We start from the raw sequence: 22272 nt of genomic DNA, 5'->3' as shown, positions 1-22272 counted from the left end.
GCCGTGCGCGAAGTTGATGATGCCCAGAATGCCGTACACCATCGTGTAGCCCAGTGCGATGATCGCGTAGACGCTACCAAGCACCAGTCCGTTGATGATCTGCTGGATGAATGTGTCCAATGTCTCCTGCTCCTTATGTCTTTCCGCGTGCGTCCCGGCTCCGGACGAGGCGTGCGCGAACGCATGCGGCGCGCCGCGGTCGATAACAATCTCGCCGCGGCAGTGACGCCATAAAAAAACGGCACAGGAGCACGCTCCTGTGCCGCTGCAACTACCGGAAATTGCTAAAAACCACGGAGAACGATTACCGGAAAACTACCGCAAAACGACGGCGCCGAAACCCGGTATGCATCGGGTTACGGGCCGCTGGTTGCCGTCACGCGGTCACTTCGAGACCACGCCAAGCAACGCCTGCTTGCCGTCGACGTACTTGTACAGCGAAATCACGCCGTGCTTCAGATCGCCCTTCGAATCGAACTGCGTTTCGCCGAGCACGCCGTGATAGTCGGTGGCGGGCATCGCGGCCAGAATCTTCGCCGGCTCGGTCGACTGCGCGCGCTTCATCGCATCGACGATGATGCCCACCGCGTCATACGCGAACGGCGAATTGAGCACCGGCGCGTACCCGAAACGCTTCTTGTAGCGATCGACGAACGACGGCCCCTCCGGCATTTTCAGCAACGGCGCGCCGGCTATCGAACAGATCACGTTATCGGCCGCATCGCCGGCGAGCTTCGCGAGATCCTCCGCGCACAAACCGTCGCCGGCCAGCGTCTTCACGGGAATGCCCAGTTGCCTCGCCTGCTTCACGAACGGGCCGCCGGTGCCGTCCAGGCCGCCGTACATGATCACGTCCGGCCTTTCGCCCTTGATCTTCGTCAGAATCGCGCGAAAGTCGACGGTCTTGTCGGTGCTGGCATCATGCGACAGCACCGTGATGCCGTCCGCCTTCGCCTGCTTCTCGAACTCGACGGCCAACCCCTGGCCATACGCGGTCGAGTCGTCGACGATCGCGACCGACTTCACCTTGAGCGTGTTCGCCGCAAAGTCGGCGAGTGTCGGGCCCTGCTGCGCGTCGGTCGCCACGACGCGATAGGCCGTCTTGAATCCCTGCTGCGTATACGCCGGATTGGTCGCGGAAGGCGACACCTGCACGATGCCCGCATCGCTGTAGATCTTCGATGCGGGAATGGTCGAGCCCGACTGCATATGACCGACGACCGCGGAGACCTTGTCGTCGACGAGCTTCTGCGCCACCTGGGTTGCCTGACGCGGGTCGCCGGCGTCATCCTGCGCGTCGAACATCAACGTGACCTTTTGGCCGCCGATCGTGAGCCCCGTCTGGTTGATCTCCTCGATCGCGAGCCGCGCGCCGTTTTCAGTGTCCTTGCCGAGGTATGAAGCCGGCCCCGTGACGGGCGCGACTTCGCCGATCTTGACGATCTGCTCGGCGCGTGCGGCGCCCGCCGCGGTCAACGCCAGTACGCCCACCATGCCGGCGGTCGTCATACCGCGCCCCAACGCTGTGTTTTTTCTCATACTGAACCCGAAGATAGATATGGTTGGCCGGAAAGACGGACTGCGCCGCCTGTCGAGGGAACACGCGCGCTTCTCTTGATGAAAGCGGCACGCATCCCTGCTTTCGCCGGGACCGTTCACACCTTGCGATACGGTGTCGTTCACCGGCGATAGGAATGTATGTAACCAGAATATGAAGGCATTGAACCGATCCGCCAGAAAAGTAGAAGAAATGCGGCAAGATTCGATCGGCCGGCGCGCCGCGCGAGCCGTATGGCTCATGCGATACGGTGCAGCGCCCGGTTGCGCGTGGACGCGTACCCGGCACACTCCCGCGCTGTCGCGATTCTTCTATTTCTGGGCTGATCGATGCAATGACGCCGCGCGTGCGCGTCTTACAGTTCTGCCGCGGGCTGATGACGTTCGACGCGGCGCACGCCCGAATAAAACACAACGAAGAGCGAGTGCAGCCGTATGCGGATCGTGATTGTCGGCGCAGGCGTCATCGGCCTGTCGAGCGCGTATTTCCTGAACAGATCCGGTCATGACGTGACCGTCGTGGACCGTCATCCGAATGTCGCGGCCGAGACCAGCGCCGGCAATGGCGGTCAGCTTTCGTACAGCTATGTCGCGCCGCTCGCGGGACCGGGCATCGTCTCGAAGCTGCCGCGCTGGCTCACGCGGCCGGATTCGCCGGTGCGACTGCGGCCGCGGCTCAGTATCGAACAATGGCGCTGGTGCATTGCGTTTCTGTCGGCCTGCACGCGCCGGCGCAGCGATCTGACGACCCGCCAGCTGATCGCGCTGTCGTTTCTGAGCCGCACGTTGATGCACGAACTGATTGCCGCGCAGCCCACACTCGATTTCGACTTCGTGCGCTCGGGCAAGCTCGTCGTGCATCGCGACGCGCAAGCGATGCACAGCGCGCGGCAACTGCTCGACTTCCAGCGCTCGCTCGGTTGCGAACAGCACGCGCTCAGCCCGGACCAGTGCGTCGAACTCGAGCCCGCGCTCGCGCACGTCAAGCCATTGCTCGCGGGCGGCATTCATACGCCCAGCGAAGACACCGCCGATTGCCGGCGCTTCTGCGAAAGCCTGTCCACCGTATTGCGCGCGCAGGGCGTGCAGTTTCTGATGGACACGCCGATCGATGCGCTCAGCACCAGGCGCACGGCAGGCGATGAAGTGGAAGTGTGGTCGCGCGGCGCGTCGATTGCCGCGGATCATATCGTCATCGCGTCCGGCGCATGCGCGGCGCCGCTGCTCAAACCGCTTGGCGTGCGCGTGCCGGTCTATCCGCTCAAGGGCTACAGCCTGACTTTCGATCTGCCGCCGCACAGTGCGACGCCGCAGATCAGTATCACCGACTTCAGCCGGAAAGTTGTCTACGCACGGCTTGGCGAGCGCTTGCGTGCCGCGGGCATTGCCGATATCGAGGGCTACTCGCTCGAAGCCGACGCCGCGCGCGTGGCCATGCTGCGTGCCGAAGCGGCCGCGCTGTTCCCGGACACCGCGCGAGCCGGCCACGCGCGTGCGTGGGTCGGCCTGCGGCCGGCGACGCCGCGCGGTACGCCGATCGTCGGTCCGACACGCTATCGCAATCTCTGGCTGAACGTCGGTCACGGCGCGCTCGGCTTCACGCTCGCGATGGGTTCGGCGGCGCTGCTGTCCGGCTGGCTCGGCTCGGGCGAACGCGCCGAACTGCGCGACCTGTTCGCGCCTTCGCATTGACGTCGTGACCTCAGCCGTTGCGCGCCCCCGACAGCCCCACGAAAACGGAACCTCATGACAGCAAAGCCCAATATCGCAGTGATCGGAACAGGCGGCACCATCGCGGGCAAAGGTGAAGCCGTCGTCAATACCGCGGCGTACCTGTGTTCGGTGCTCGGCATCGACGAAATTCTCGAGTCCATTCCGGACGCCGCCGCGCTTGCGAACCTGCGCGCCGAACAGTTGCTGCAGACGGGCTCCGAGAACTTCGGCAATGAACACCTGCTCGCGATCGGCAAGCGTGTCGCGCAATTGCTCGCGCAACCGGATATCGACGGCGTGGTCATCACGCACGGCACCGATACGATCGAGGAGACCGCCTACTTCCTGCATCTGACGCTCAAGAGCACGAAGCCGGTGGTCGTGGTCGGCGCAATGCGGCCGCCGTCGGCGATGAGTTCCGATGCATCGCTCAATCTCTACGATGCGCTGGCCGTTGCCGCGCATCCTTCGTCGCACGGCAACGGCACGCTGGTGGTGGCCAACAGCGAAATTCATACGGCGCGCGATGTGATGAAGGGCAACAGCTTCAAACTCGAAGCGTTTCGTTCGCCATATGGACCGCTCGGCTATGTGATCGAAGGCCGGCCGCACTTTTACCGCCGCCCGTCGCGGGCCCATACCGTCGAGACGCCGTGGTCGATCGACACGCTTGTCGCGTTGCCGAAGGTCGACATCGTGTACGGATACGGCGCGCTCGGCTCCAACGTCGTCGATTTTATCGGCTCCGGTGCGCACGGACTGATCTACGCGGGCACCGGCAACGGCAATGTCGCCGCCCATCTGCTGGAGCCGTTGCGCCGCCTCGCGGAACGCGGCGTTCTGATCGTGCGCGCGTCGCGCACCGGAAACGGCATCGTGCTGCGCAACGGCTCGCAGCCCGATGACGAATACGGCTGGCTGACCGTCGACGACCAGAATCCGCTGAAAGCACGTCTGCTGCTGACATTGGCGCTGACGCAGCACAGCGACGCGCGCGCACTGCAACAGGTTTTTGCGCGCTATTGAACCGCCTCGACCTCCACCGAAGACCGGGAACACCATGCATATCATTACCGACGAACAGGTTCATCGTCTCATCACGATGAGCGACGCGATTGCCACGCTGCGTCCCGCGCTCATGGAGCAAGGCGGCGGGCGTGCAAGCATCCAGACGCGGGTGCGCACGCTCGGCGAGAACATCTCGCTGAGCACGATGGGCGCGATCATTCCAGGCGCCGGCGTATGCGGCGCCAAAGTGTATTCGACCCACCGCGGCGTTTTCGATTTCGTCATCCCGCTGTTCTCGACGGAGGACGGCCGTTTGCTGTCGATCATTCACGGCGGCGCGCTGACCGAATACCGGACGGCGGCCGTCACGCGCATCGCGTTCGACGCATTCGGTCCGGCTCACGCGAAGGTGCTGACCGTGTTCGGCACGGGTGTGCAGGCCAGGGCGCATATCCGCGCGCTGGTCGAACACTCGGGAATCGAGCACGTGATGATTGTCGGTATCGAGGGCGTGCCGGAGACGATCGCCCGGATGCAGGCGGAATGGGCGAATGTGCGCTTCGAAGCGGCCGATGCGCAGACGGCCGTGAAAGCCGCCGACGTGATCGTCACCGCCACCCGCAGCGCCACTCCGCTCTTCGACGGCACGCAGATCAAACCCGGCACGTTTGTCGCGGCCATCGGCTCGAGCAAGCCGGGCGCGCGCGAGATCGACGACACGACGCTGCTGCGCGCGGGCCTCGTCATTGTCGAATCGATCGAACAGGCGAAGGCGGAGGCAGGCGACCTGCTGATGGCGTCGCCCGGCATCGTCGACTGGACGAGCGTGGCCGAACTCGGCAGCGCCCTTCACGCCGGCCGGGCCGAATGGCACTCGCAGGGCGAGATCGTCGTTTTCAAATCGCTCGGCATCGGTCTCGCCGACGTCGCGCTCGGCGAACTCGTCACACGCCGGCTTATCGCCGAGACGGCAACGAGCCGCTGAACAGCGCGCACCTCAATCTGCTTTCGCCAACGCGAGGAAAGTAACAAACCGTCAAAAACACGCGCCACGATCGTTATGTGATGAAAACATGCGTGCACTGCTTCACGAATCCGTTGCAGGTCACCACTGTACGTCACCGCTGTACGTCACATAACGCACGCTCTCATCGAGCCAGGAGCACGACATGTTTTCGACGATCTACTTTGCCGCCTCATCGGTTCTCACGACCGACAACATCCCGTCCGGGCTCGTATCGAAGGTGCTCGACGGCCGCTTCCTCGACGCGGTCCGGACCGCGGGCAACCTCGCCGATTTCAACGACGAGCATCACGAACATGGGCACGCGTACCTTCAGATTCACGGCGATCTGGAACTCGTGCTCGGCCGCTACGAAGAAGCGGAAGAAACGTACCGGCGCACGCAGCGGGCGATTCGTTCGTCGCGCGACACGCTGCGCATCGTCACGAGCCGCAACACCGGCTGGCAGGCATTCTTTCGCAATCAGTTCAACGTCGCATTGACGTGCTTCAAGCGCGTCGCCGCGGACAAGGCGGTGACGCCCGCGCAGCGCCTCGACAGCCTCGTGGGCGCGACGCTGGTGCTGTTCCATCTCGGCTGTATCCAGGCCGCGTGCGACCGCCTCGTCGAGCTGGCGTCGCTCGCCCGCGCGAGCGACGACACGCGCTGGGTCCATCTCGTCGACGCGCTGCGCCGCGACCTGCTCGCGCAGCACGAACTGCATTGTTCCGAGCATCTCGCGGATCACATCTACTGGCGCTCCGTGGTCGCCGGCTTCGCACACGACGAAGTATCTGCGCAGGAAGCCGACCCGGCACACGCGACGCTGCCGGTGCTCGCACAGCGTCTCACGCACCTCAAGCATCTGCTGCAGCTTGCGAGCGGCAACATGGCCGCCTGCGAGCCGTTGAACGAGTACGTGAACTGGAGCCGCCGGTCCGGTCTGATCGAGCATCACCGCAGCTTGTGCCTCGAAATGACGCTCGCCGCGATCGCCGGCCGGCTCACCGCGGTCGCGGACGCGATGCTCGAGGCGTCGGGCGCGGCCGCGTCGCAAGGCAGCCAGCATGCGCGCTGGTATCTCGACTACCTGTACTGCCGCGCGAAGATCATGCAGCAGCAGTCCCGCGCACAGGAATTCGCGCAACTGTACGGCCGCTACGCGCTTGCGTCGATCCAGCATGTGCGCGCGGACAATATATCGATGCCGGCCACCGTGTCGGACCTCGTGCTGCCTTCGCGCAACCAGCAGCGCACCGATGACGTCAGCGCGCGTCTGCCGGCGAAATACCGGCGCGCGTATCGATATCTGATGGACAACCTCGACCAGAAGGATCTGTCGGTGCGTGAAGTCGCCTCGCATGTCGGTGTGACGGAGCGCGCGATGCAGGCCGCGTTCAAGAACCATCTGGGCCTGTCGCCGAGCGAGCTGATCCGGCGCCAGCGCATGGAGCGCATCCGCGACGATCTGCTCGACGACTACGCGCCCGTCGCGCGCATGCTCGACGTCGCGAAGAAATGGGGCGTGCAGCATCGCTCCACGCTGATCAACGGCTATCGGCGCGTCTTCCAGGAAGCGCCGTCCGAGACGCTCGCGGCGCGCTGAAGTCCACATGGCGTCCGCCGTGCCCGCGCACGGCGGCGCTCCGCCCCGCTTCATACACGTTGCCGCGCATCGCGTCGCCGGCCGGGACATCCGTCTCGCGACCCCGCGCGGGCCTCGTCACGTCACGCACTTTTTTCAAATCAACCCAACACGGTTCTTCAGGAGAGCGACCATGTCCGGCCTGTCAGTTCAGAGCGGTTATTCAGTCTCACCCAATGATTATTCGACCAGCGGCACCGGCGCAGTGCCGCAGCAGCAACAGTTGATGCAGGAACTGCTTCAGGAAATCGAGGAAATCATCAGCGAGCTTCAGGATGCGTCGGACCCGGACGATAACCCAACGGCATCGCCGCAGGCCGGCGCCACGCCGCAGCAATTCAATGCGCAGCCTGGCGGCTCCGGGTCCGCTCCCGCGGGCGCTGCACCTGCCCCCGCACCCGCGCCCGCGCCTGGCGCCAATGCGGCCTCCGCGTCGAGCGGCGTGTCGGGCAGCGGCTCGACGCTCGGCCCTGGCTTTCCGAAGCAACTCGAACCGTTCCGTCAGGACATCGAGAACGCCTCGAAACAAACCGGCGTTCCCGCCAACATTCTCGCTGCGCAGATCTGGCAGGAATCGCGCGGCGTCGTCAGCGCGGGCAGCACGAACGTCAACGGCATGACCGACCAGGGGCTGATGCAGGTCGATCCCGCCACCTTTGCCTCGTTGCAGCAGGAACATCCGGAACTGCAAGGCAAGAGCCTGTCGGACCCGGCGACCAACATCATGGCGGGCGCCTGTTACATGGCCGATATGGGCAAGCAGTTCGGCGGCAACTGGAACGAGGCGCTGCGCGCCTACAACTCCGGCCCGGACCAGGTCAATCCGTCGAACCTGTCCAGCGTCACGGTCGGCGACCCCAACTATGTGAGCACCGTGTCGAACTTCGCTTCGATTATCCAGAACGGCGGCCAGTTGCCCGCGTAACACCGGCTGCTTCGATGCGGCCGGCGCTCGCCGCGCGCCGGCCTTTCTTTTTCCGATCCCGCCGCGGCCGCGCCCGCCAGCCTCGTGCATGGCCCGCGGGCGCGAGCGCTTATCCGCGTCACGCGTCTGGCGGCGATCCATTGCTCCGACCACCATGTCCATTCGCCTGAGCCTCCTGAAGCCCGCGTTCTCGCTGCCCCTCGTCGCCGCCTGCCTGGCGCCGGCGGATGCCCGCGCAGCCGCGGACTGCTTCGACACCGCCGCCGCGTATCAGCATGTCAGCCCGCTCATATTGCGCGCGATCGCGTGGCAGGAGTCGCACCAGAACGCAGCCGCGATCCACCGCAACCGCAACGGATCGATCGACTACGGCATGATGCAGATCAATTCCGTTCATCTGCCGGTGCTCGCGCACTATGGCATTTCCGCCGCCGATCTGATGAACCCGTGTGCGAACGTTTATATCGCCGCATGGCATCTGCGGCACATGATCGTCAAATACGGCTACACGTGGACTGCGATCGGCGCGTACCATTCCGAAGCGCCGGCCGAACGCGATCGATATGCGAGCGCAATCGAGGCGATCGTCGAACGCATGACCGCGGAACGCATGAATCTTGTGCCGATGGTGGACCGGCAGCGATAAGCGCGCCTCTTCACAGCGCTGCCGGTATGACGGCAGCATGGCGGCGCACAAAAACGAAGGGCCGCACGCATCGCCTGCGTGCGGCCCTTCTTGCCGGCATGGCCGATTTATTGACCCGATGCCGCTTTCGACGCGTTGCTCATGCCCTTGTTCATGATCGTCGCGATCATCGAAGCCCATTCCATCTCACGGCTTGCCTTGCTGGCTGCATGCGTCAGTGAAACCTGCTCCGCCGCATCCGCTTGCAGCATCGCCTTTTTCGCTTCGGTGCCCAGTATGTTCTTGCCCTCCGACAACACGCTCTGCGCCGTCAGGCCGACGTCTGTCGCCGTCGATGCGCCCTCTGCGAGTTTGTTGAGCGCACTGCGTCGCGGCGGCGGGGGCGGCGGCGGTGTCTTCATGGTTTGAACGCCGCCTTCCCCGCCCTCTGCCGCGCGCGACTTCGGCGGCGGAGGCGGCGGCCGTCTTCCGGACGACAGCCCCTCGAACTGCGCCGCGTTGCGCGTGGGGGATTGGGTCTTTGTGCCGGGCTTTTTCAGCGCGTGATCATCGCTAAACGGGTTCAGGTCTGGACCTGAAGATCTGCCAATTTTTAGATCGGGCATAGTGAGCACCTCAAAACATGACATTTTCTTGCCGCTTCGTGAGAGATGCCGGTATCGAGCATGGCGTACACGGGTCTCATCCGGGCGGGACGCTGACGACTGCAGTGAAACATTAGTTGAGCGAGGGTGTTACGTTCGATAGGTGCACGACAAATTGCACCATTTCGCGAAGCATGCCTTTCGCTGTGCCGATCATGCCTGCGGCGAGTGCGCGAGCGGTTTCTGCGGAATATCGCTGGACGTCAGCGCACTCGCGAGCCGACCGGCGCCGTTGTCGCCGGGTTGCGGAAGCGGGACGTCATCCGTGCCGAACTCGATCAGATCGTGCTCGTCGGCGGTATCGATGCCGTCCAGCAGTTCCAGACTTTCGCCGATGTGCGTCGCCTGTTTTTCGAATTCCGCGAACGCCGCGCCGGCGTGACGCAGCCCCCGCCAGCTTTCGAACGCGTTGTATCCCGCGACGACGGGCGCGCCGACGCCCTTGCCGAATTGCGACATGAAACCCATCGCCTCCTCGGGCTTCGCGTCGCGGCGCTCGTTCTTGATGTTGGTCACCATGCCCTGTGTCGCAGCGGCAAACACGCCGATCAACGCGCTGGCAAGCGCGAGCACGAACTGCACGGTCAACGAAATGTGACTGTTTCCGCCGAGCCCCGCGGTCGCGAAGCGCCCCCCTGCCGTCGCACCGGCGCTGCCCAACGGGCCGAGCGTGAAGGTCTGACCGAGCCGCTGCGATACCTGCGAGCTGAATTCGAGCGGCTTCGTCAGCTTCGCGTACGCCTCTCCCCATGCGAAACCCGGTGAACCCGTCAGCGCGCTTTCCAGCAATGCCTTCGTGTCCTCGTGCAGATCGTCCGGCACCGTCAACTTGCGCAGGTTTGCGACGTCTTTCTGGTATGCGGCGATTCGCTTCTTCAGTTCCGGGTCGCCGTCCGCCGCGCCCTGTTCCAGCGCGCCGGGGCTCGCCTGCATGCCGCGCTGCGCGACCAGTTCGGCGGTCATCCGCTTCAATTGCGCGTCGACTCGATCGGCCACGCGCTGCACGATCGTGGCTTCCGGCAGCACGACCATATTTCTGCACTTTGCCTCGTCAAGATCGGCCGATGTGATTTTTCCCCGGCGGATTGCCGTGTCCTTTCCTCCGTCGTTGAAGAAGTCCGCATGCAACATGTTCAGCTTGTGTTCGAGCCGAAGGCCGTTGACCTCGTCACGCGCTGCCGCCACATGCTGCATGACGATCGCGAAAAGCGCGATACCCGCCGACACGCCCGTCACGTTCAACGACGACAGCTTGGGGTGAATCAGGTCGCCGATGCGCGAATGAGGCGCCTGGGCGCCCGGCTGCTTGATGAACGGCGCGAACGCGCCGCTGCCGGAGCGCAGCGCGCGGGCGGGAATCTGCCAAAGCGTCGATTCGATCTGACGGGCATGCGCGCCATTGAGCGCCTGCATCTGGCCGGTATGCGCGCACAGCGTCACCAGCGCATCGAGATGCTTGTTGCACGCTTCGGTCAGCGCTTTCGCGTCCTCCGGCGAAAGCCGTTTCGTCGCGATCGTTTCGGCGAGCAGGCTCTCGTCGATCTGACCATCGGCATCGACGAAACCGTGCCGCTCGAACAGTTGCATCACGGCCGCTTCATCGGATCGCGCCGACGCGATCGCGTCATCGATCTTCTTCCTGATCCCGGATTGCGTGGCCTTCGAATTGATGCTGCCTTTGTCGAGCTTCACTTCGGGGCGCCCGAGGCGCCGGTAGTAATCGATCGCGCCGATGACAAGCGACTGCAGCGGCGAGGTGACCACAGGCTGAATGCCGACCACGCCAAGGCCGATGGCCGCGGTCACCCACGGGTTCTTGATGTTCCGGGTGGCGAACGGAACCACGAGGTAGCTGATCATATTGAAAATCGAACCGCTGGTCGGGACGAACATCCCCGCCCAGCGCGCGGCGCTTTCCATCTTGCCGATGTCGTCCTTCGTGACGCCTATCGCATCGTACCAGGCGTTGAGCTGCCTGTGCGAGATCTGACTGACGCGTTTGCTGTTGCTGTGCACCGTACCGTTCTGCGTCGGATGAAGCCAGTCCGGTCGAACTTCGTTCAGGACGCCGGCCAGGTCGTCCAGATGAATCGTTCTCGATTTCTGCTGCGCCAGCTTCGCCCGCAATGCGGCCAGGTCCAGCGGATGCGACGCTTGCGCCGCCTTGACCTGCGGGCTCGCGACTTCAATGGTCTCCCTGATCTCCCCTTTGGCGACAGCGCCCTTCGACACCTTCCCGGCTGCGTCGCCTGCTTCCAATGCCGCGCTTCGGTCTGCAACGACGGGCGCCTTTCGATCGATCATCTCGATGTCGTCCGACGCATGGGTGGCGCCTGTCGGCAACGGTGCGCGCATACGCATTGCGCTTCGCGATCCGGTGGTAGGCGTGGGTGACGGGGTTCGACGCGTCAAGTCCTTGAATTGTCCGGCGCCGGTTGAAGCCGCGCTCGAGCGCCGGGTCGGCGTCCGGCCCGGTTCGATTGCGGCAGTCGTTGGGAGGGGGTCCGCCGTTGCGGACGCATAGGCTGGCAGCGATGTGGTCGTTGGAATCGTTGACATGATTGATTAAGATCGGATCGATGACGTGCAAAGGAATCGGTTGAAGCGGGCCGATCGTATTGACCGTTCATGACACGAACGAAAATCGTCAACGAAGAAGCGTATTCAAAGGCGAACCTCGATCTATTCCTCGCGGCGCGCTGCGCACGACGCACGCGCGTGCCGGTTCATCGGCTGCACCGCGCATGCGCCGGCGGCGGCGTGCGTCCCGACATGCCGCTTACCCGACGGATGCCCGACAGGCGGGTTCACCATGCGCACGGCCCGGTTCGGAATCGCGCTACGCCGGTATCGGCTATTTGACCGATACCGGCCGCGCGCCGGCTCGGTCATCCTCTGGTCTGGCAGGTCATGCAGACGTCCGCATCCGGATGCCTGCTACCCGATTCTCATCTTTACCTGAAAGGAACGACGATGAAACGAATGAATATTGCGGTCGCGGCTCTTATGCTCTCCAGCGCAGCGGCTATCGCCGCGCCGCCCGCAGCCGCCCCGGCGCGGATCCGCGGGACGATCTCGTCGGTCGAGTCCGGCAAGATCGTGGTTCATACCACGGCGGGAGACGATCTCCCGATTACGCTGACCGCGGACACGAAATACCTCGGCGTCGTCAATTCGAGTCTCGACAGGATCGAACCGGGCAGCTACATCGGCACCGCAACCAAGAGCGTCGGCCCGACCCAGATCGCGCTAGAAGTCACCCTCTTTCCGCCGGCGATGAAAGGCATCGGCGAAGGCCATTACGCGTGGGACAAGCTGCCCGATACGACGCTCTCCGGACATTCGAATACATCGAGTGCGATGACGAACGGCAACGTCGTGTCGGTTTCGGCGCCGTCCGGGGCACCGGTAAACAGCGCAATGACGAACGGCAACGTTAGCGCGGCGTCGGCGCAAAACGGCGTGAAGAAACTGACGGTCTCCTACAACGGCGGCGAGCAGACCGTGCTGGTGCCGCCGACCGCGCCGGTCGTCACCTTTCGTCCGGGTTCTACGGCGGACCTGATGAAAGGCGCGTCGGTGTTCATTCAGGGCGCGACGAATGGCGGCGACACGACCGCCGGTCTGGTCGCGGTCGGAATCGGCGGCGTGAAGCCCCCGATGTAACTGTCGGCGTCAGGCGGGCCCGGTTTCCTGCCGGGTTGCCGCGCCAACCGTGTTCCGAGGAGATGCCCGATGCCCGACAGTCCCAAGCGGTCCCGCCCCGCCCATCCGGTTCCGGTCCGCGTGATGCACTGGATCGGCGTGTACGCGATGGGATGCATGATTTTCAGCGGATGGGAAATCTACAATGCTTCTCCGGACCTGCCGTTCGTCTTTCCCCGCTGGACGGGTCTCGGCGGCTGGTTGGGCGGCGCACTGGCGTGGCATCTCAGCGCGATGTGGGTGCTTTTCGTCGACGGGCTGGCTTATCTGGTCTATGGCTTTCTGTCCGGTCACTTTCGCGACGAACTGCGCCCGCCGTCCGTCGGCGCATTTGCACGTGATCTGCATGCGGCATTGCGCTTTCGGCTCGCGCATCGGCTCGGACACTACAACGCGGTGCAGCGCGGGCTCTATGTGGGCGTGATCGTCGCCGTCGCACTGCAGGTCGCAACCGGGCTCGCGATCTGGAAGCCGGTACAGTTCGGCTGGCTGACAGCTGCATTCGGCGGATATCCGCTCGCGCGGCTGATCCATCTGGCGATCATGCTCGGCATCGTCGCGTTCGCGATCGTCCATGTCACGCTCGTCGCGGTTCATCCGCGGACGCTGAAGTCGATGATCGTTGCCGCTGCGCGCGAGACGGAGGAACAGCCTTGACAGACACACGCAAACGGATTGCCGTCAGCCCCGACGAAATCAGCGCGGAGTTGGCGCGGGCAAGCCGCCGCGGTTTCCTGCGACGCACGCTCTCGCTCGGCGGCCTCGCCTTGCTAAGCGGTTGCGATCTCTCAAGCCATTCGGGCGTCGACGCGGCACTGGAAACGATGCTTCGCTTCGACGATCGGGTTCAGGCCGCGCTATTCGACCGTCGACGCCTCGCGCCAACCTACCCGGCAAGCGCTATTACGCGTCCGTTCCGCTTCAATGCGTACTACCCCGAGTGGCAGGTGCGCGAAGCGCCGGACGGTTGGGTACTCAATGTCACAGGACGCGTTGCGCAGAAGCGGCCCTGGACACTGGCGGCACTGATGGCGCTGCCGCAGGAGAGCCAGATCACCCGGCATATCTGCATCGAAGGCTGGAGTCAGATCGGTCAGTGGAGCGGAGTGCCGCTGCATGCGTTTCTGCGCCGGGTCGGAGCGGATCTCACGGCTCGCTACGTTGCGTTCACATGCTTCGACGGGTATTCGACCAGTATCGACATGGCGAGCGCACTCCATCCGCAGACCTTGCTGGCGCTCGATTTCGACTCGCGGCCGCTCGAGCCTCAATGGGGCGCTCCGCTGCGGCTCCGGATTCCGACCAAGCTCGGTTTCAAGAGCGCGAAACATATCGAGGCCATCGAGGTCACCAATTCGTTTTCTGGCGGGTACTGGGAAAAGCAGGGATATGACTGGTTTGCCGGGGTTTGACACGGGAGTTTTGCTCACCGTATGAATCTTCATCGGCTGCGCGACCATACGTTGATTTCATCCTGTTCCGAGGCTTTCCAAGGACCGCATTGCGCGCCTTGACGACCCGTTCGGCTACTTCGCTGCGGAACCGATAATAGATTCGCATGTGTCCGCCGAGCCTTCTGGACCGTTGTGCATGCCGGCGCGGCGCGCGATCGACGCGCGCCTTTTTTCTCATCCTGCCGCTATCGCGCCGTCAATTCTTCGACCGGTCGACGAGTGCATTCTTTGCGATCCACGGCATCATCGCGCGCAACTGCTTGCCGACGACCTCGATCGGGTGTTCGGCCATCAGGCGACGACGGGACTGAAGCGTCGGCGCACCCGCCCGATTCTCCAGGATGAAGTTTTTCGCGTACTGGCCAGTCTGGATATCCTTCAATACGTCCCGCATTGCGCGCTTCGTCGCATCGTTGACGATGCGCGGCCCCGATGCATATTCCCCGAACTCGGCATTGTTCGAAATGCCGTAGTTCATGTTCGCAATACCGCCTTCGTAAATCAGATCGACAATCAGCTTCACCTCGTGAAGGCACTCGAAATACGCCATTTCGGGCGCATAGCCAGCTTCGACGAGCACTTCGAAACCTGCCTTGATCAGATCGACGAGGCCGCCGCACAGCACCGTCTGCTCACCGAACAGGTCAGTTTCCGTTTCCTCCTGGAAATTCGTCTCGATGATGCCCGCACGTCCTCCGCCAATTGCCGCCGCATACGCGAGCGCGAGCGAACGCGCATATCCGGAGGCATCGCGGGCGACTGCGATCAGATGCGGAACGCCGCCGCCGTCCACATACGTGCTGCGCACCGTATGGCCTGGCGCCTTCGGCGCGATCATGATGACGTCGAGATCATCGCGCGGCTCGACCTGTCCATAATGGATGTTGAAGCCATGTGCAAAACCGAGCGCCGCGCCTTTTTTCGCATGCGGCTCGACCTCTTCCCGATAGACCTCCGCAATACGCTCGTCGGGAATCAGCATCATGACGAGATCCGCCTGCCTGACCGCGTCCGCAATCGACGCGACCGGCAGCCCGGCTTTTTCAGCCTTGGCTCGCGACGCACCCGCCCGCAATCCAACCGTCACATTCACGCCGCTGTCCTTCAGGTTCAGTGCATGAGCATGGCCTTGAGAGCCATAGCCGATAATCGCAACCTTCCTGCTTTTCAGAAGGGTGGGATCGGCGTCCTTGTCATAGAAAACTTTCATCATGGTCCAGTCTGGTTAGGGAGTCCGGTGCTCCCGACAAGATTCCGCCCGCGATACGTCGTGCCCATTCCGATCGGCCAGACGCATTGCGCGGCGGGTGGGTGTCACCTCCCTCTTCTCCCGGTTTCATCGGATGGCGACCTTGTCTGCACGTCGTACGTTGCGGACGCTTTTCCGGTGAACAGGCGATATGGATGGATTCTTCGCCGGGAATCTAAAGATCGAGCACGAGCCGGGCGCTCTTCGCGCGCGATACGCAGACCGTCAGATGGTCCGCTCGCTCGTCGTCGCTGAGAATGAAGTCGCGGTGATCGACCTCGCCGTCGAGATAGCGAACCTTGCATGTCGCGCACAAGCCCGCGCAGCACGATGTCGGCACCGGGGCGCCCGCTTCGTTGAGCGCGTCGGCGATGCTTTGCCCCTGGTCGACGGGAACGATGCGGCCGCTTTTTGCAAGTACGACCTCGAACGAATCGGGCGCCGCGCCCGGCAGTCGTCCATCGCGAAGCGGCTGCGAGACTGGCGGCTTTTCGGGCGCCTTGAAGTGCTCGAAGTGCACGCTGCCCTTCGGCCAGTGACGGGTTGCCTCGGCACACGCCTGCATGAATCCGGCCGGCCCGCAGTAGTAGACATGTTCGCCATGCGACGGTCTGGTCAACAGCCGGCCGATGTCAAGACGACCCTGTGCGCTCCCGCCGTCGAAGTGATAGTGCACATGGCCGCTTGCGGCGAGCGCCGCCAGTTCGTTGCCGAACGCCGTGCAATCGGCATCACGTGCGCAATAGTGAAGCGCGTAGTCGACGCCCTGCGCTTCAAGCGCGTGCGCCATCGACTTGAGCGGCGTGACGCCGATTCCGCCTGCGAGCAGGATCACTTTCCCGGCATCCGTCGCGAGCGGGAAATGATTGCGTGGCCGGCTGACGCGCACGATGTCCTGGACGCGCAGTTTTTCGTGAACGGCTTTTGATCCGCCGCGCCCTTTCTCATCCTTGAGCACGGCAATCACATAACGCTTCGTGTCGGCCGGTGAATTGCAAAGCGAGTACTGGCGGATCAGGCCGTCGCCGAGATGAATGTCGATATGAGAGCCTGCGTCGAATGGCGGTAGATTGGCGCCCGATGGGTCGACGAGTTCGTATGAGTTGATGCCTTTGCCTTCGAACCGGATCTGCCGGACCCGCAGATGCAGGGCCTCGTCATCCGGTTTGGGCGATCTCTCTGTATTTTCCATGGTGATGTTCCTCAGCGTCAGCGGCAGGCAACCGGTGGGAGACCGATTGCCCGCACGCACGGAGCTCAGCGCTTCATCGATTGCTCGAGTTCCTCGAAGCTGTTGCGCACGAACGTCGAACGCTCGGCGCCCTTCATGCTTTCCCCGTTGTTCAGGATGTCGATGATCCGCCTCGTCACCATGCGCCGACGCTGCACCTCTTCCTCGACGGTTTCGCCTTCGGCGATCTCGAAGACGTTTCCTGAACAGTAGCTATTGGGCGCGCCGCCCTGTTCACGGAACCATTCGGCGAAGGCACGTGCGGACGCCGCCGCGTTCGTGCCGCGCACCGCATCGCGCAACATCTTGCGAAACTGGAAGAGACCCGCATCGAAGCGTGTCGGATGCTCGAGCGCATGCACGGCGATCGGCCGCTGGCTGATGATCGCCTCGTAATCGCCCGGCGCGTATTGCGCGTCCTTGTAGTGCTCGCGCTCGCGGTGATCCGGTGGAATCGGCGGAAGGTCTTCGAGCGCGTATTGGCCGAAGCGCTCGGGGCGGCGCATCGCGACCTGGCCTTCGAGAAAGTCGATCGACTCGTAGCCGACGAGCGACTTGTCGCCGACGCCGCGCGTATCGATGCCGGGACCCATCACGCGCCAGCCGATCATCTTGCTGTTCTCGTCGTCGACAGGCACGGTCCAGCGGATGATGTGAAAGCGGCTAAACAGCTTCTTTTTCGAGCCGTCTTCGGATGTGTACGCGTGCAGGCTCAGGTTCGGCAACACCTGATGCTGTACCCGTACAAACAACCGGTCCTTGTCGACCCGGCGCGCGCCCGCGCAGGCAAGGCTGCGGCCCTGCTGCACCGGCACGAAGTGCATGTCCGGGGCGACTTCCATCGACGCGGCGCCGACTTCGTCGAAGGTCGTGCCCTGGTAACGCTCATTGACGACGTTCTTGCCCGCATGCAATGCGGTGGGGTGGTAGTTGTCCGCGGCATTGTCCTGCACCTGGAGCCAGTTGCAATGCTGGAAGTTGCTGTACGGCACGAGTTCGTCACCGGGCAGGACCGTGAAATCGCCTTCCCATTCGGGAAACGGCGGCTCCGCTTCAGGCGGTCCCATGTACGCGAACACGAGGCCGTTGCGCTCGACCGCCTTGTACGCGCCCTGACGGATCGAACAGGCATACTTCTGCGCTTCTTTTTCTTCGCCCTTCGGGAACGGCACGTGAAGGCAGGCGCCGTCCACGTCGAACACCATGCCGTGATAGCAGCAACGAATGCCGTGCTCCATGATGGCGCCGTACTCGAGCGATGCGCCGCGGTGCACGCAATGCGCATGCAGCACGCCTACCCGGCCGCTTCCATCGCGGAACGCCACGAGTTCTTCGCCAAGAATCTTCAGAAAGCGCGGTGTGTCGGTCAGTTCGATCGACATACAAACCGGATGCCAGAACGCGCGCATAAACTCGCCCATCGGCGTGCCCGGGCCGGTCCCGGTGAGTTCCGGGTCGTGACCGGGCACCTTGTTCGTGTAGTAACCGCCATACGGGACCAGTTTTTTCGCAACTGACGCGCCGCCGCTGCTTCTCTGATCTTCCAGCTTGTCCGATTTCACGCTCATGACTTCCATCTCCTGCGATTGGTGGGGACGTTTCGACATCCGGTTCGTTTTCGATTGTGCTCTGAACTCTGTATACAAAGATTAGTATCCTGGGTTCGGTATGTCCAGTACGGGTTAACGCGGACCCGATGGATGGGCGGAACGTATGGAGATTGCAGGGGCCGGAAGGAACAACGAAAAGTGTGCCGTCACGGCATCGTTGCCGGATACCGGCAACGTGCATGCGCAGCTCACCAGGGCAGCGGCTGCAACCTGCCCTGTCCTTCGGCAGTCAGATCCGCTTTGCGCCTGCTGTCCTGCTGCCATGACGCGCGTGCCGCGCGGTTGGCTCCGGCGATGACGGATAGCCGCTATCGCAAGCGCTGATCTGGCCGGGCATACCGGCTTTGCCGGATGCGATCAGCCGCACGCCAGCCGTCGCCCTTTCCAATGACGCAAGAATGCTCATGGCGTCGGCGCACAGTTGCCTGCCTGCGGGGGTCAGTTCGGTGCCGCGCGGACTGCGTTCGAGCAGTGCAACGCCCACGGCGCGCTCGAGCGACGCCATTTGCCGGCTCAGCGCCGCCTGCGACAGATCCAGCCGCGCCGCCGCCCGTCTGAAGTTGCGCACTTCGGCCAGCACGACGAACGAGCGCAGCAGTCTGATCTTCATATTTGCCTCCGATCCCGCCGGTTGTGTAAGCTACGGAAACTCTGTATTCAGTATCTTGTGACCATGACCGCCAAACTCGTCAAACTTCAAACGCGTCCTGACTATGTCGACGAGGTTTACCGTGTCCTGCTCGACGCGATCAGCAACGGGTCGCTCGCGCCTGGCGCTCGGCTGACGCAGGAAGACATCGCCGGGCAGCTCGCCGTCTCGCGCTCGCCGGTTCTTCAGGCGCTGCGCATGCTCAAGAAAGATGGCCTCGTGCTCGATGCGCCGGGGCGTGGCGTGCTCGTCGCGCCGCTCGACGCCGACTGGATCGCGAACCTCTATCAGATTCGCGGTTCGCTCGATTCGCTCGCCGCGCGGCTCGCTGCCGGCAAGCAAGTCAAGCTCGACAGGAGCCTCATCACGAACGGCCGCCGAGCATCCAAAGGCACCGACGTAACCGCGATGATCGAGGCGGACGTCGCTTTCCATTCGGCAATCTACATTGCGTCGGGCAATCCGCTGATCGCCGAAACGGCGCATATGCACTGGGTTCATTTGCGCCGCGTGATGGGTGCGGTTCTGCAAGCCTCCGGACAGCGCAAATCGATCTGGGACGAGCACGCGGCAATCGCGGCCGCGATTGCGGAAGGCGACAGCGAACGGGCGGGCGAACTGAGCGAACACCACACGCGAATGGCGAGCGAGAATCTTGTGCTTCGGATCGCCGAGGTGCTTGGCGAGAACCCCGGCGAAGCGCGCCCGTCCTGACACACTGGGCGCGCGCTCGCACGTCGCCGGGTTACGCGAGATCGCCGAAGCGTCGTTGTCCGGCTGGGCCAGCTGCTTGTCCGCCCGCTCGTCCACTTGCCTGTCCACTGTCGCATCCGCTGCCGCGCCGCGCGCTGTTCACGAGCCGCGCCGGCACCGCCAGCACGAGTGCGCCGCCTATCACGAGGCTTGCCGCGAGGCCGAGCACGCCTGCGCCGGTCGAACCGGTCGACACCTGAATGAAGCCGATCACCGACGGGCTGACGACGCCCGACAGGCTGCCGACCGAATTGGCGAGCGCGAGCCCCGCTGCGGCCGCGCCCCCGCTGAGCATCGCCGGCGGCATCACCCAGAACTGTGAAATAGTCGTCATCACGCCCATCGTGCCGAGCGTCAACGCGGCCAGTGCAATGGTGGTCGAGTGAGCGAACACCACGCTGAGGTAGAGCCCCGCCGCGCCAGCGAGACCAGGCAAGATCAGATGCCAGCGCCGCTCGCCGCTGCGGTCCGAGCTATGGCTGACCATCACCATCGCCAGCGCTGCCGCCGCGTAGGGAATTGCCGTCAGCAGACCGATGTGAAGCGGATTCGCGACACCGCTCGCCTTGATCAAGGTCGGCAGCCAGAAACTGACACCGTACAGCCCCATCGTGTAGAAGAAATAGATCACGCTGAGCAGTAGCACCTTCGGGTTGATCAGGCCGTCCTTGACCGAATGCATCGCGTGCGCCGGCAACTCCTGCCTGAGGTTATCCTCGATCATGGCTTTTTGCGTGTGGCTGAGCCAGCGTGCATCGGCCACCTTGTCATCGAGAAAGAAGAAGGCCGCCACGCCGAGCAATGCGGTCGGGATGCCTTCCAGCAGGAATAGCCACTGCCAGCCGGCGAGGTGGTATACGCCACCCAGGTGCATCATCAGCCAGCCCGACAACGGACCGCCGACCACGCCGGACATCGGAATGCCGGTCAGGAAGAGCGCGGTCACCTTGCTACGCCGCGACGCGGGGAACCAGTAAGTCAGATAGAGAAGGATGGCCGGGATAAAGCCTGCTTCCGCGACACCTAGCAGAAAGCGCATCACATAGAAGCTCGCCGGCGTCGTGACAAACAGCATGCCCGCGGAAATCAGGCCCCACGTGACCATGATGCGCGCGATCCAGCGCCGCGCGCCGACGCGCAGCAGAATCAGATTGCTCGGTACTTCGAAGATCAGGTATCCGACGAAAAACATGCTCGCGCCCACTCCATATACCGCGTCGCTCAGGCGCAGGTCCTGCAACATCTGCAATTTCGCAAACGCGACGTTGATGCGGTCGAGATAGGCGCACAGGTAGCAGAGAAAGAGAAACGGCAATAGTCGCCATGTCGCTTTAGCGTATGTCGACGACTCGTCGCTGTCGCGACTGGCGAGTGAACGGGGGGCACTCATGTTGTTTGTCTCCTGGTATGCGTTGTCAAACAGCGAGCCTGGCGCTTCGCGCTCTTCGTCTCGCTGTCCCATGCAAATTTCCGGCGCCGCGAAGGCGCGTCTTGCCGGCAATCGGGCGAGGTGTCCGCTTGCCGGCGAGCGACGCGCTAGTCGAACATGTCGTGCTGTGTCGCGACCAGATCGTTCCAGACAGTCTGGAAATGCAACCATCCGATATATTCGCTACCGACGTGTTCGCGGCTGTAGCGCGCGCGCTCAGGCGCGACGAGTCTCGGCGTCGCGCCGGTCGCTTCGATCATCAGTTGCTGCTGGCAACAGCGTTCGAGTGCGATAAACCAGAACGCTGCCGAGTCGATGCTGTGCCGGCTGGCGGTCAGCAGCCCGTGGTTCTGGTGAATCGCCGCCTTGACGCCTGAGAAGGCGTGAGCAACACGGTTGCCGCCTTTCACTTCGACTGCGACCTTGCCGGCCTCGTCGCCAATCACGACGTGATCTTCATAGAATGCCGCGGCATCCTGGCTGATCGGTGCAAGCGGCTTGCCAAGCGATGCGAACGCGGTGCCGTAAACCGTATGCGCGTGGCACATCGCGACAATGTCCGGGTGCATTTCGTGCACCGCGGCATGCAGCACGAAACCGGCGCGGTTGATCGCATGATTGCCTTCGACGACGTGGCCCTGATGGTCCGCGCAGATCAGGTTCGACACCTTGACCTGCGAGAAGTGAACCGCCATCGGGTTGGTCCAGTACAGCGACGGATTCTCCGGGTCGCGCACCGTCAGGTGACCGGCAAAGCCATAGTCGAAGCCTTGCAGCGCAAAGGCGCGGCAGGCGCCGACCAGATGCTCCTTGAGATGCTGCCGGTGCTCCGCAGCCGTTCTGAAAGTGGGTAGCTCCGGATAGATCAGACCTTCCTGATCGGGTTGATAGATGGAAACTTTCCCCGGCTTGACGATCGACTGCGGTTTCTCGTCAATGATGGCAGTGGACATGAGATGCTCCTTCGAGTTGAAAGATGGAAGGCCGCGCAGACCGGCCCGCGGCGCCTCGACGTTGAATCGCTTACCGATGCGCAAATGGTCGCGGCATA

The 22272-nt window shown here is 63.4% G+C and carries 20 protein-coding genes; 10 read left to right on the top strand and 10 right to left on the bottom strand.

Going from position 1 to position 22272, the window contains the following annotated elements; genetic code table 11:
• Both HV675_RS24575 and HV675_RS24570 read right to left on the bottom strand, forming a co-directional pair.
• On the bottom strand, positions 1–120 hold a 120-nt coding region (locus HV675_RS24575), incomplete at its 3' end, for an ABC transporter permease subunit (protein ID WP_425496144.1).
• A gap of 264 nt (positions 121–384) precedes the next feature.
• Positions 385–1509 carry a branched-chain amino acid ABC transporter substrate-binding protein gene (locus HV675_RS24570; RefSeq protein ID WP_175114054.1) on the bottom strand — a complete coding sequence of 375 codons (1125 nt, stop codon included), beginning with the start codon at positions 1507–1509 and terminating at the stop codon, positions 385–387.
• Positions 1510–1992: 483 nt separating this feature from the next.
• Between HV675_RS24570 and HV675_RS24565 the strand changes: the two genes are divergently transcribed.
• From HV675_RS24565 to HV675_RS24540, 6 genes are all read left to right on the top strand, one after another.
• Positions 1993–3249, top strand: a complete 1257-nt coding sequence (locus tag HV675_RS24565) for a D-amino acid dehydrogenase (RefSeq protein ID WP_175114053.1) — start codon at positions 1993–1995, stop codon at positions 3247–3249.
• A 54-nt stretch (positions 3250–3303) separates the two neighbouring features.
• Complete coding sequence (locus HV675_RS24560) at positions 3304–4296, top strand: asparaginase (RefSeq protein ID WP_175114052.1); 993 nt, start codon at positions 3304–3306, stop codon at positions 4294–4296.
• A 34-nt stretch (positions 4297–4330) separates the two neighbouring features.
• Positions 4331–5263, top strand: coding sequence for an ornithine cyclodeaminase family protein (locus tag HV675_RS24555; protein ID WP_175114051.1), 933 nt, complete (start codon positions 4331–4333; stop codon positions 5261–5263).
• 184 nt (positions 5264–5447) lie between these two features.
• On the top strand, positions 5448–6887 hold the full coding sequence (locus tag HV675_RS24550; protein ID WP_175114050.1) for a helix-turn-helix transcriptional regulator: 1440 nt from the start codon (positions 5448–5450) through the stop codon (positions 6885–6887).
• A 172-nt stretch (positions 6888–7059) separates the two neighbouring features.
• Positions 7060–7851, top strand: a complete 792-nt coding sequence (locus tag HV675_RS24545) for a lytic transglycosylase domain-containing protein (protein WP_175114049.1) — start codon at positions 7060–7062, stop codon at positions 7849–7851.
• A 154-nt stretch (positions 7852–8005) separates the two neighbouring features.
• The gene (locus HV675_RS24540; protein ID WP_175114048.1) at positions 8006–8497 is read left to right on the top strand and encodes a lytic transglycosylase domain-containing protein; all 492 of its coding nucleotides are present in this window, start codon (positions 8006–8008) and stop codon (positions 8495–8497) included.
• 107 nt (positions 8498–8604) lie between these two features.
• On the opposite strand, the gene HV675_RS24535 is transcribed toward HV675_RS24540, so the two are convergent.
• Complete coding sequence (locus HV675_RS24535) at positions 8605–8898, bottom strand: hypothetical protein (protein WP_175114047.1); 294 nt, start codon at positions 8896–8898, stop codon at positions 8605–8607.
• Between the two features lie 396 nt (positions 8899–9294).
• Positions 9295–11445: a hypothetical protein gene (locus HV675_RS24530; protein ID WP_175114046.1), complete on the bottom strand. Its 2151-nt coding sequence runs from the start codon at positions 11443–11445 to the stop codon at positions 9295–9297.
• Positions 11446–12114: 669 nt separating this feature from the next.
• Here HV675_RS24530 and HV675_RS24525 point away from each other — a divergent pair.
• The 3 genes from HV675_RS24525 (at position 12115) to HV675_RS24515 (ending at position 14258) form a co-directional block, all read left to right on the top strand.
• Positions 12115–12807, top strand: coding sequence for a hypothetical protein (locus HV675_RS24525; protein ID WP_175114045.1), 693 nt, complete (start codon positions 12115–12117; stop codon positions 12805–12807).
• 69 nt (positions 12808–12876) lie between these two features.
• Positions 12877–13503 carry a cytochrome b/b6 domain-containing protein gene (locus HV675_RS24520; RefSeq protein ID WP_175114044.1) on the top strand — a complete coding sequence of 209 codons (627 nt, stop codon included), beginning with the start codon at positions 12877–12879 and terminating at the stop codon, positions 13501–13503.
• Complete coding sequence (locus HV675_RS24515) at positions 13500–14258, top strand: molybdopterin-dependent oxidoreductase (protein WP_175114043.1); 759 nt, start codon at positions 13500–13502, stop codon at positions 14256–14258. The genes HV675_RS24520 and HV675_RS24515 overlap by 4 nt, the downstream gene beginning before the upstream one ends.
• 238 nt (positions 14259–14496) lie before the next feature.
• Here HV675_RS24515 and ilvC read toward each other — a convergent pair whose 3' ends face one another.
• The 4 genes from ilvC to HV675_RS24495 form a co-directional block, all read right to left on the bottom strand.
• Complete coding sequence (ilvC, locus tag HV675_RS24510; protein ID WP_175114057.1) at positions 14497–15510, bottom strand: ketol-acid reductoisomerase; 1014 nt, start codon at positions 15508–15510, stop codon at positions 14497–14499.
• A 214-nt stretch (positions 15511–15724) separates the two neighbouring features.
• Positions 15725–16741: a PDR/VanB family oxidoreductase gene (locus tag HV675_RS24505; RefSeq protein ID WP_175114041.1), complete on the bottom strand. Its 1017-nt coding sequence runs from the start codon at positions 16739–16741 to the stop codon at positions 15725–15727.
• Positions 16742–16806: 65 nt separating this feature from the next.
• Positions 16807–18348: a Rieske 2Fe-2S domain-containing protein gene (locus HV675_RS24500; protein WP_175114039.1), complete on the bottom strand. Its 1542-nt coding sequence runs from the start codon at positions 18346–18348 to the stop codon at positions 16807–16809.
• A 271-nt stretch (positions 18349–18619) separates the two neighbouring features.
• A complete protein-coding gene (locus tag HV675_RS24495; RefSeq protein ID WP_175114037.1) occupies positions 18620–19000 on the bottom strand; it encodes a LysR family transcriptional regulator in 381 nt (126 codons plus the stop codon).
• A 63-nt stretch (positions 19001–19063) separates the two neighbouring features.
• On the opposite strand from HV675_RS24495, the gene HV675_RS24490 reads away from it, so the two are divergent.
• Positions 19064–19753 (top strand): GntR family transcriptional regulator, encoded by a 690-nt coding sequence (locus tag HV675_RS24490; protein ID WP_175114035.1) that lies wholly within the window; start codon positions 19064–19066, stop codon positions 19751–19753.
• A 31-nt stretch (positions 19754–19784) separates the two neighbouring features.
• Here the strand turns inward: HV675_RS24490 and HV675_RS24485 are convergent, their stop codons facing one another.
• Both HV675_RS24485 and HV675_RS24480 read right to left on the bottom strand, forming a co-directional pair.
• Positions 19785–21182: an MFS transporter gene (locus tag HV675_RS24485; RefSeq protein WP_175114033.1), complete on the bottom strand. Its 1398-nt coding sequence runs from the start codon at positions 21180–21182 to the stop codon at positions 19785–19787.
• Between the two features lie 146 nt (positions 21183–21328).
• Positions 21329–22174, bottom strand: coding sequence for a class II aldolase/adducin family protein (locus tag HV675_RS24480; RefSeq protein ID WP_175114031.1), 846 nt, complete (start codon positions 22172–22174; stop codon positions 21329–21331).
• Positions 22175–22272 lie beyond the last annotated feature (98 nt).

The organism is Paraburkholderia solisilvae (assembly GCF_902859875.1).
GTDB classification, from domain to species: domain Bacteria; phylum Pseudomonadota; class Gammaproteobacteria; order Burkholderiales; family Burkholderiaceae; genus Paraburkholderia; species Paraburkholderia solisilvae.
This window is presented reverse-complemented; position numbering and strand designations above follow the sequence as displayed.

Excerpts from the sequence above, each read along its gene's own strand:
- HV675_RS24570 (WP_175114054.1), bottom strand. The coding sequence starts at position 1,509 with ATGACGACCGCCGGCATGGTGGGCGTACTGGCGTTGACCGCGGCGGGC.
- HV675_RS24565 (WP_175114053.1), top strand. The coding sequence starts at position 1,993 with ATGCGGATCGTGATTGTCGGCGCAGGCGTCATCGGCCTGTCGAGCGCG.
- HV675_RS24560 (WP_175114052.1), top strand. The coding sequence starts at position 3,304 with ATGACAGCAAAGCCCAATATCGCAGTGATCGGAACAGGCGGCACCATC.
- HV675_RS24555 (WP_175114051.1), top strand. The coding sequence starts at position 4,331 with ATGCATATCATTACCGACGAACAGGTTCATCGTCTCATCACGATGAGC.
- HV675_RS24550 (WP_175114050.1), top strand. The coding sequence starts at position 5,448 with ATGTTTTCGACGATCTACTTTGCCGCCTCATCGGTTCTCACGACCGAC.
- HV675_RS24545 (WP_175114049.1), top strand. The coding sequence starts at position 7,060 with ATGTCCGGCCTGTCAGTTCAGAGCGGTTATTCAGTCTCACCCAATGAT.
- HV675_RS24540 (WP_175114048.1), top strand. The coding sequence starts at position 8,006 with ATGTCCATTCGCCTGAGCCTCCTGAAGCCCGCGTTCTCGCTGCCCCTC.
- HV675_RS24535 (WP_175114047.1), bottom strand. The coding sequence starts at position 8,898 with ATGAAGACACCGCCGCCGCCCCCGCCGCCGCGACGCAGTGCGCTCAAC.
- HV675_RS24530 (WP_175114046.1), bottom strand. The coding sequence starts at position 11,445 with ATGATCGATCGAAAGGCGCCCGTCGTTGCAGACCGAAGCGCGGCATTG.
- HV675_RS24525 (WP_175114045.1), top strand. The coding sequence starts at position 12,115 with ATGAAACGAATGAATATTGCGGTCGCGGCTCTTATGCTCTCCAGCGCA.
- HV675_RS24520 (WP_175114044.1), top strand. The coding sequence starts at position 12,877 with ATGCCCGACAGTCCCAAGCGGTCCCGCCCCGCCCATCCGGTTCCGGTC.
- ilvC (WP_175114057.1), bottom strand. The coding sequence starts at position 15,510 with ATGAAAGTTTTCTATGACAAGGACGCCGATCCCACCCTTCTGAAAAGC.
- HV675_RS24505 (WP_175114041.1), bottom strand. The coding sequence starts at position 16,741 with ATGGAAAATACAGAGAGATCGCCCAAACCGGATGACGAGGCCCTGCAT.
- HV675_RS24500 (WP_175114039.1), bottom strand. The coding sequence starts at position 18,348 with ATGAGCGTGAAATCGGACAAGCTGGAAGATCAGAGAAGCAGCGGCGGC.
- HV675_RS24495 (WP_175114037.1), bottom strand. The coding sequence starts at position 19,000 with ATGAAGATCAGACTGCTGCGCTCGTTCGTCGTGCTGGCCGAAGTGCGC.
- HV675_RS24490 (WP_175114035.1), top strand. The coding sequence starts at position 19,064 with ATGACCGCCAAACTCGTCAAACTTCAAACGCGTCCTGACTATGTCGAC.
- HV675_RS24485 (WP_175114033.1), bottom strand. The coding sequence starts at position 21,182 with ATGAGTGCCCCCCGTTCACTCGCCAGTCGCGACAGCGACGAGTCGTCG.
- HV675_RS24480 (WP_175114031.1), bottom strand. The coding sequence starts at position 22,174 with ATGTCCACTGCCATCATTGACGAGAAACCGCAGTCGATCGTCAAGCCG.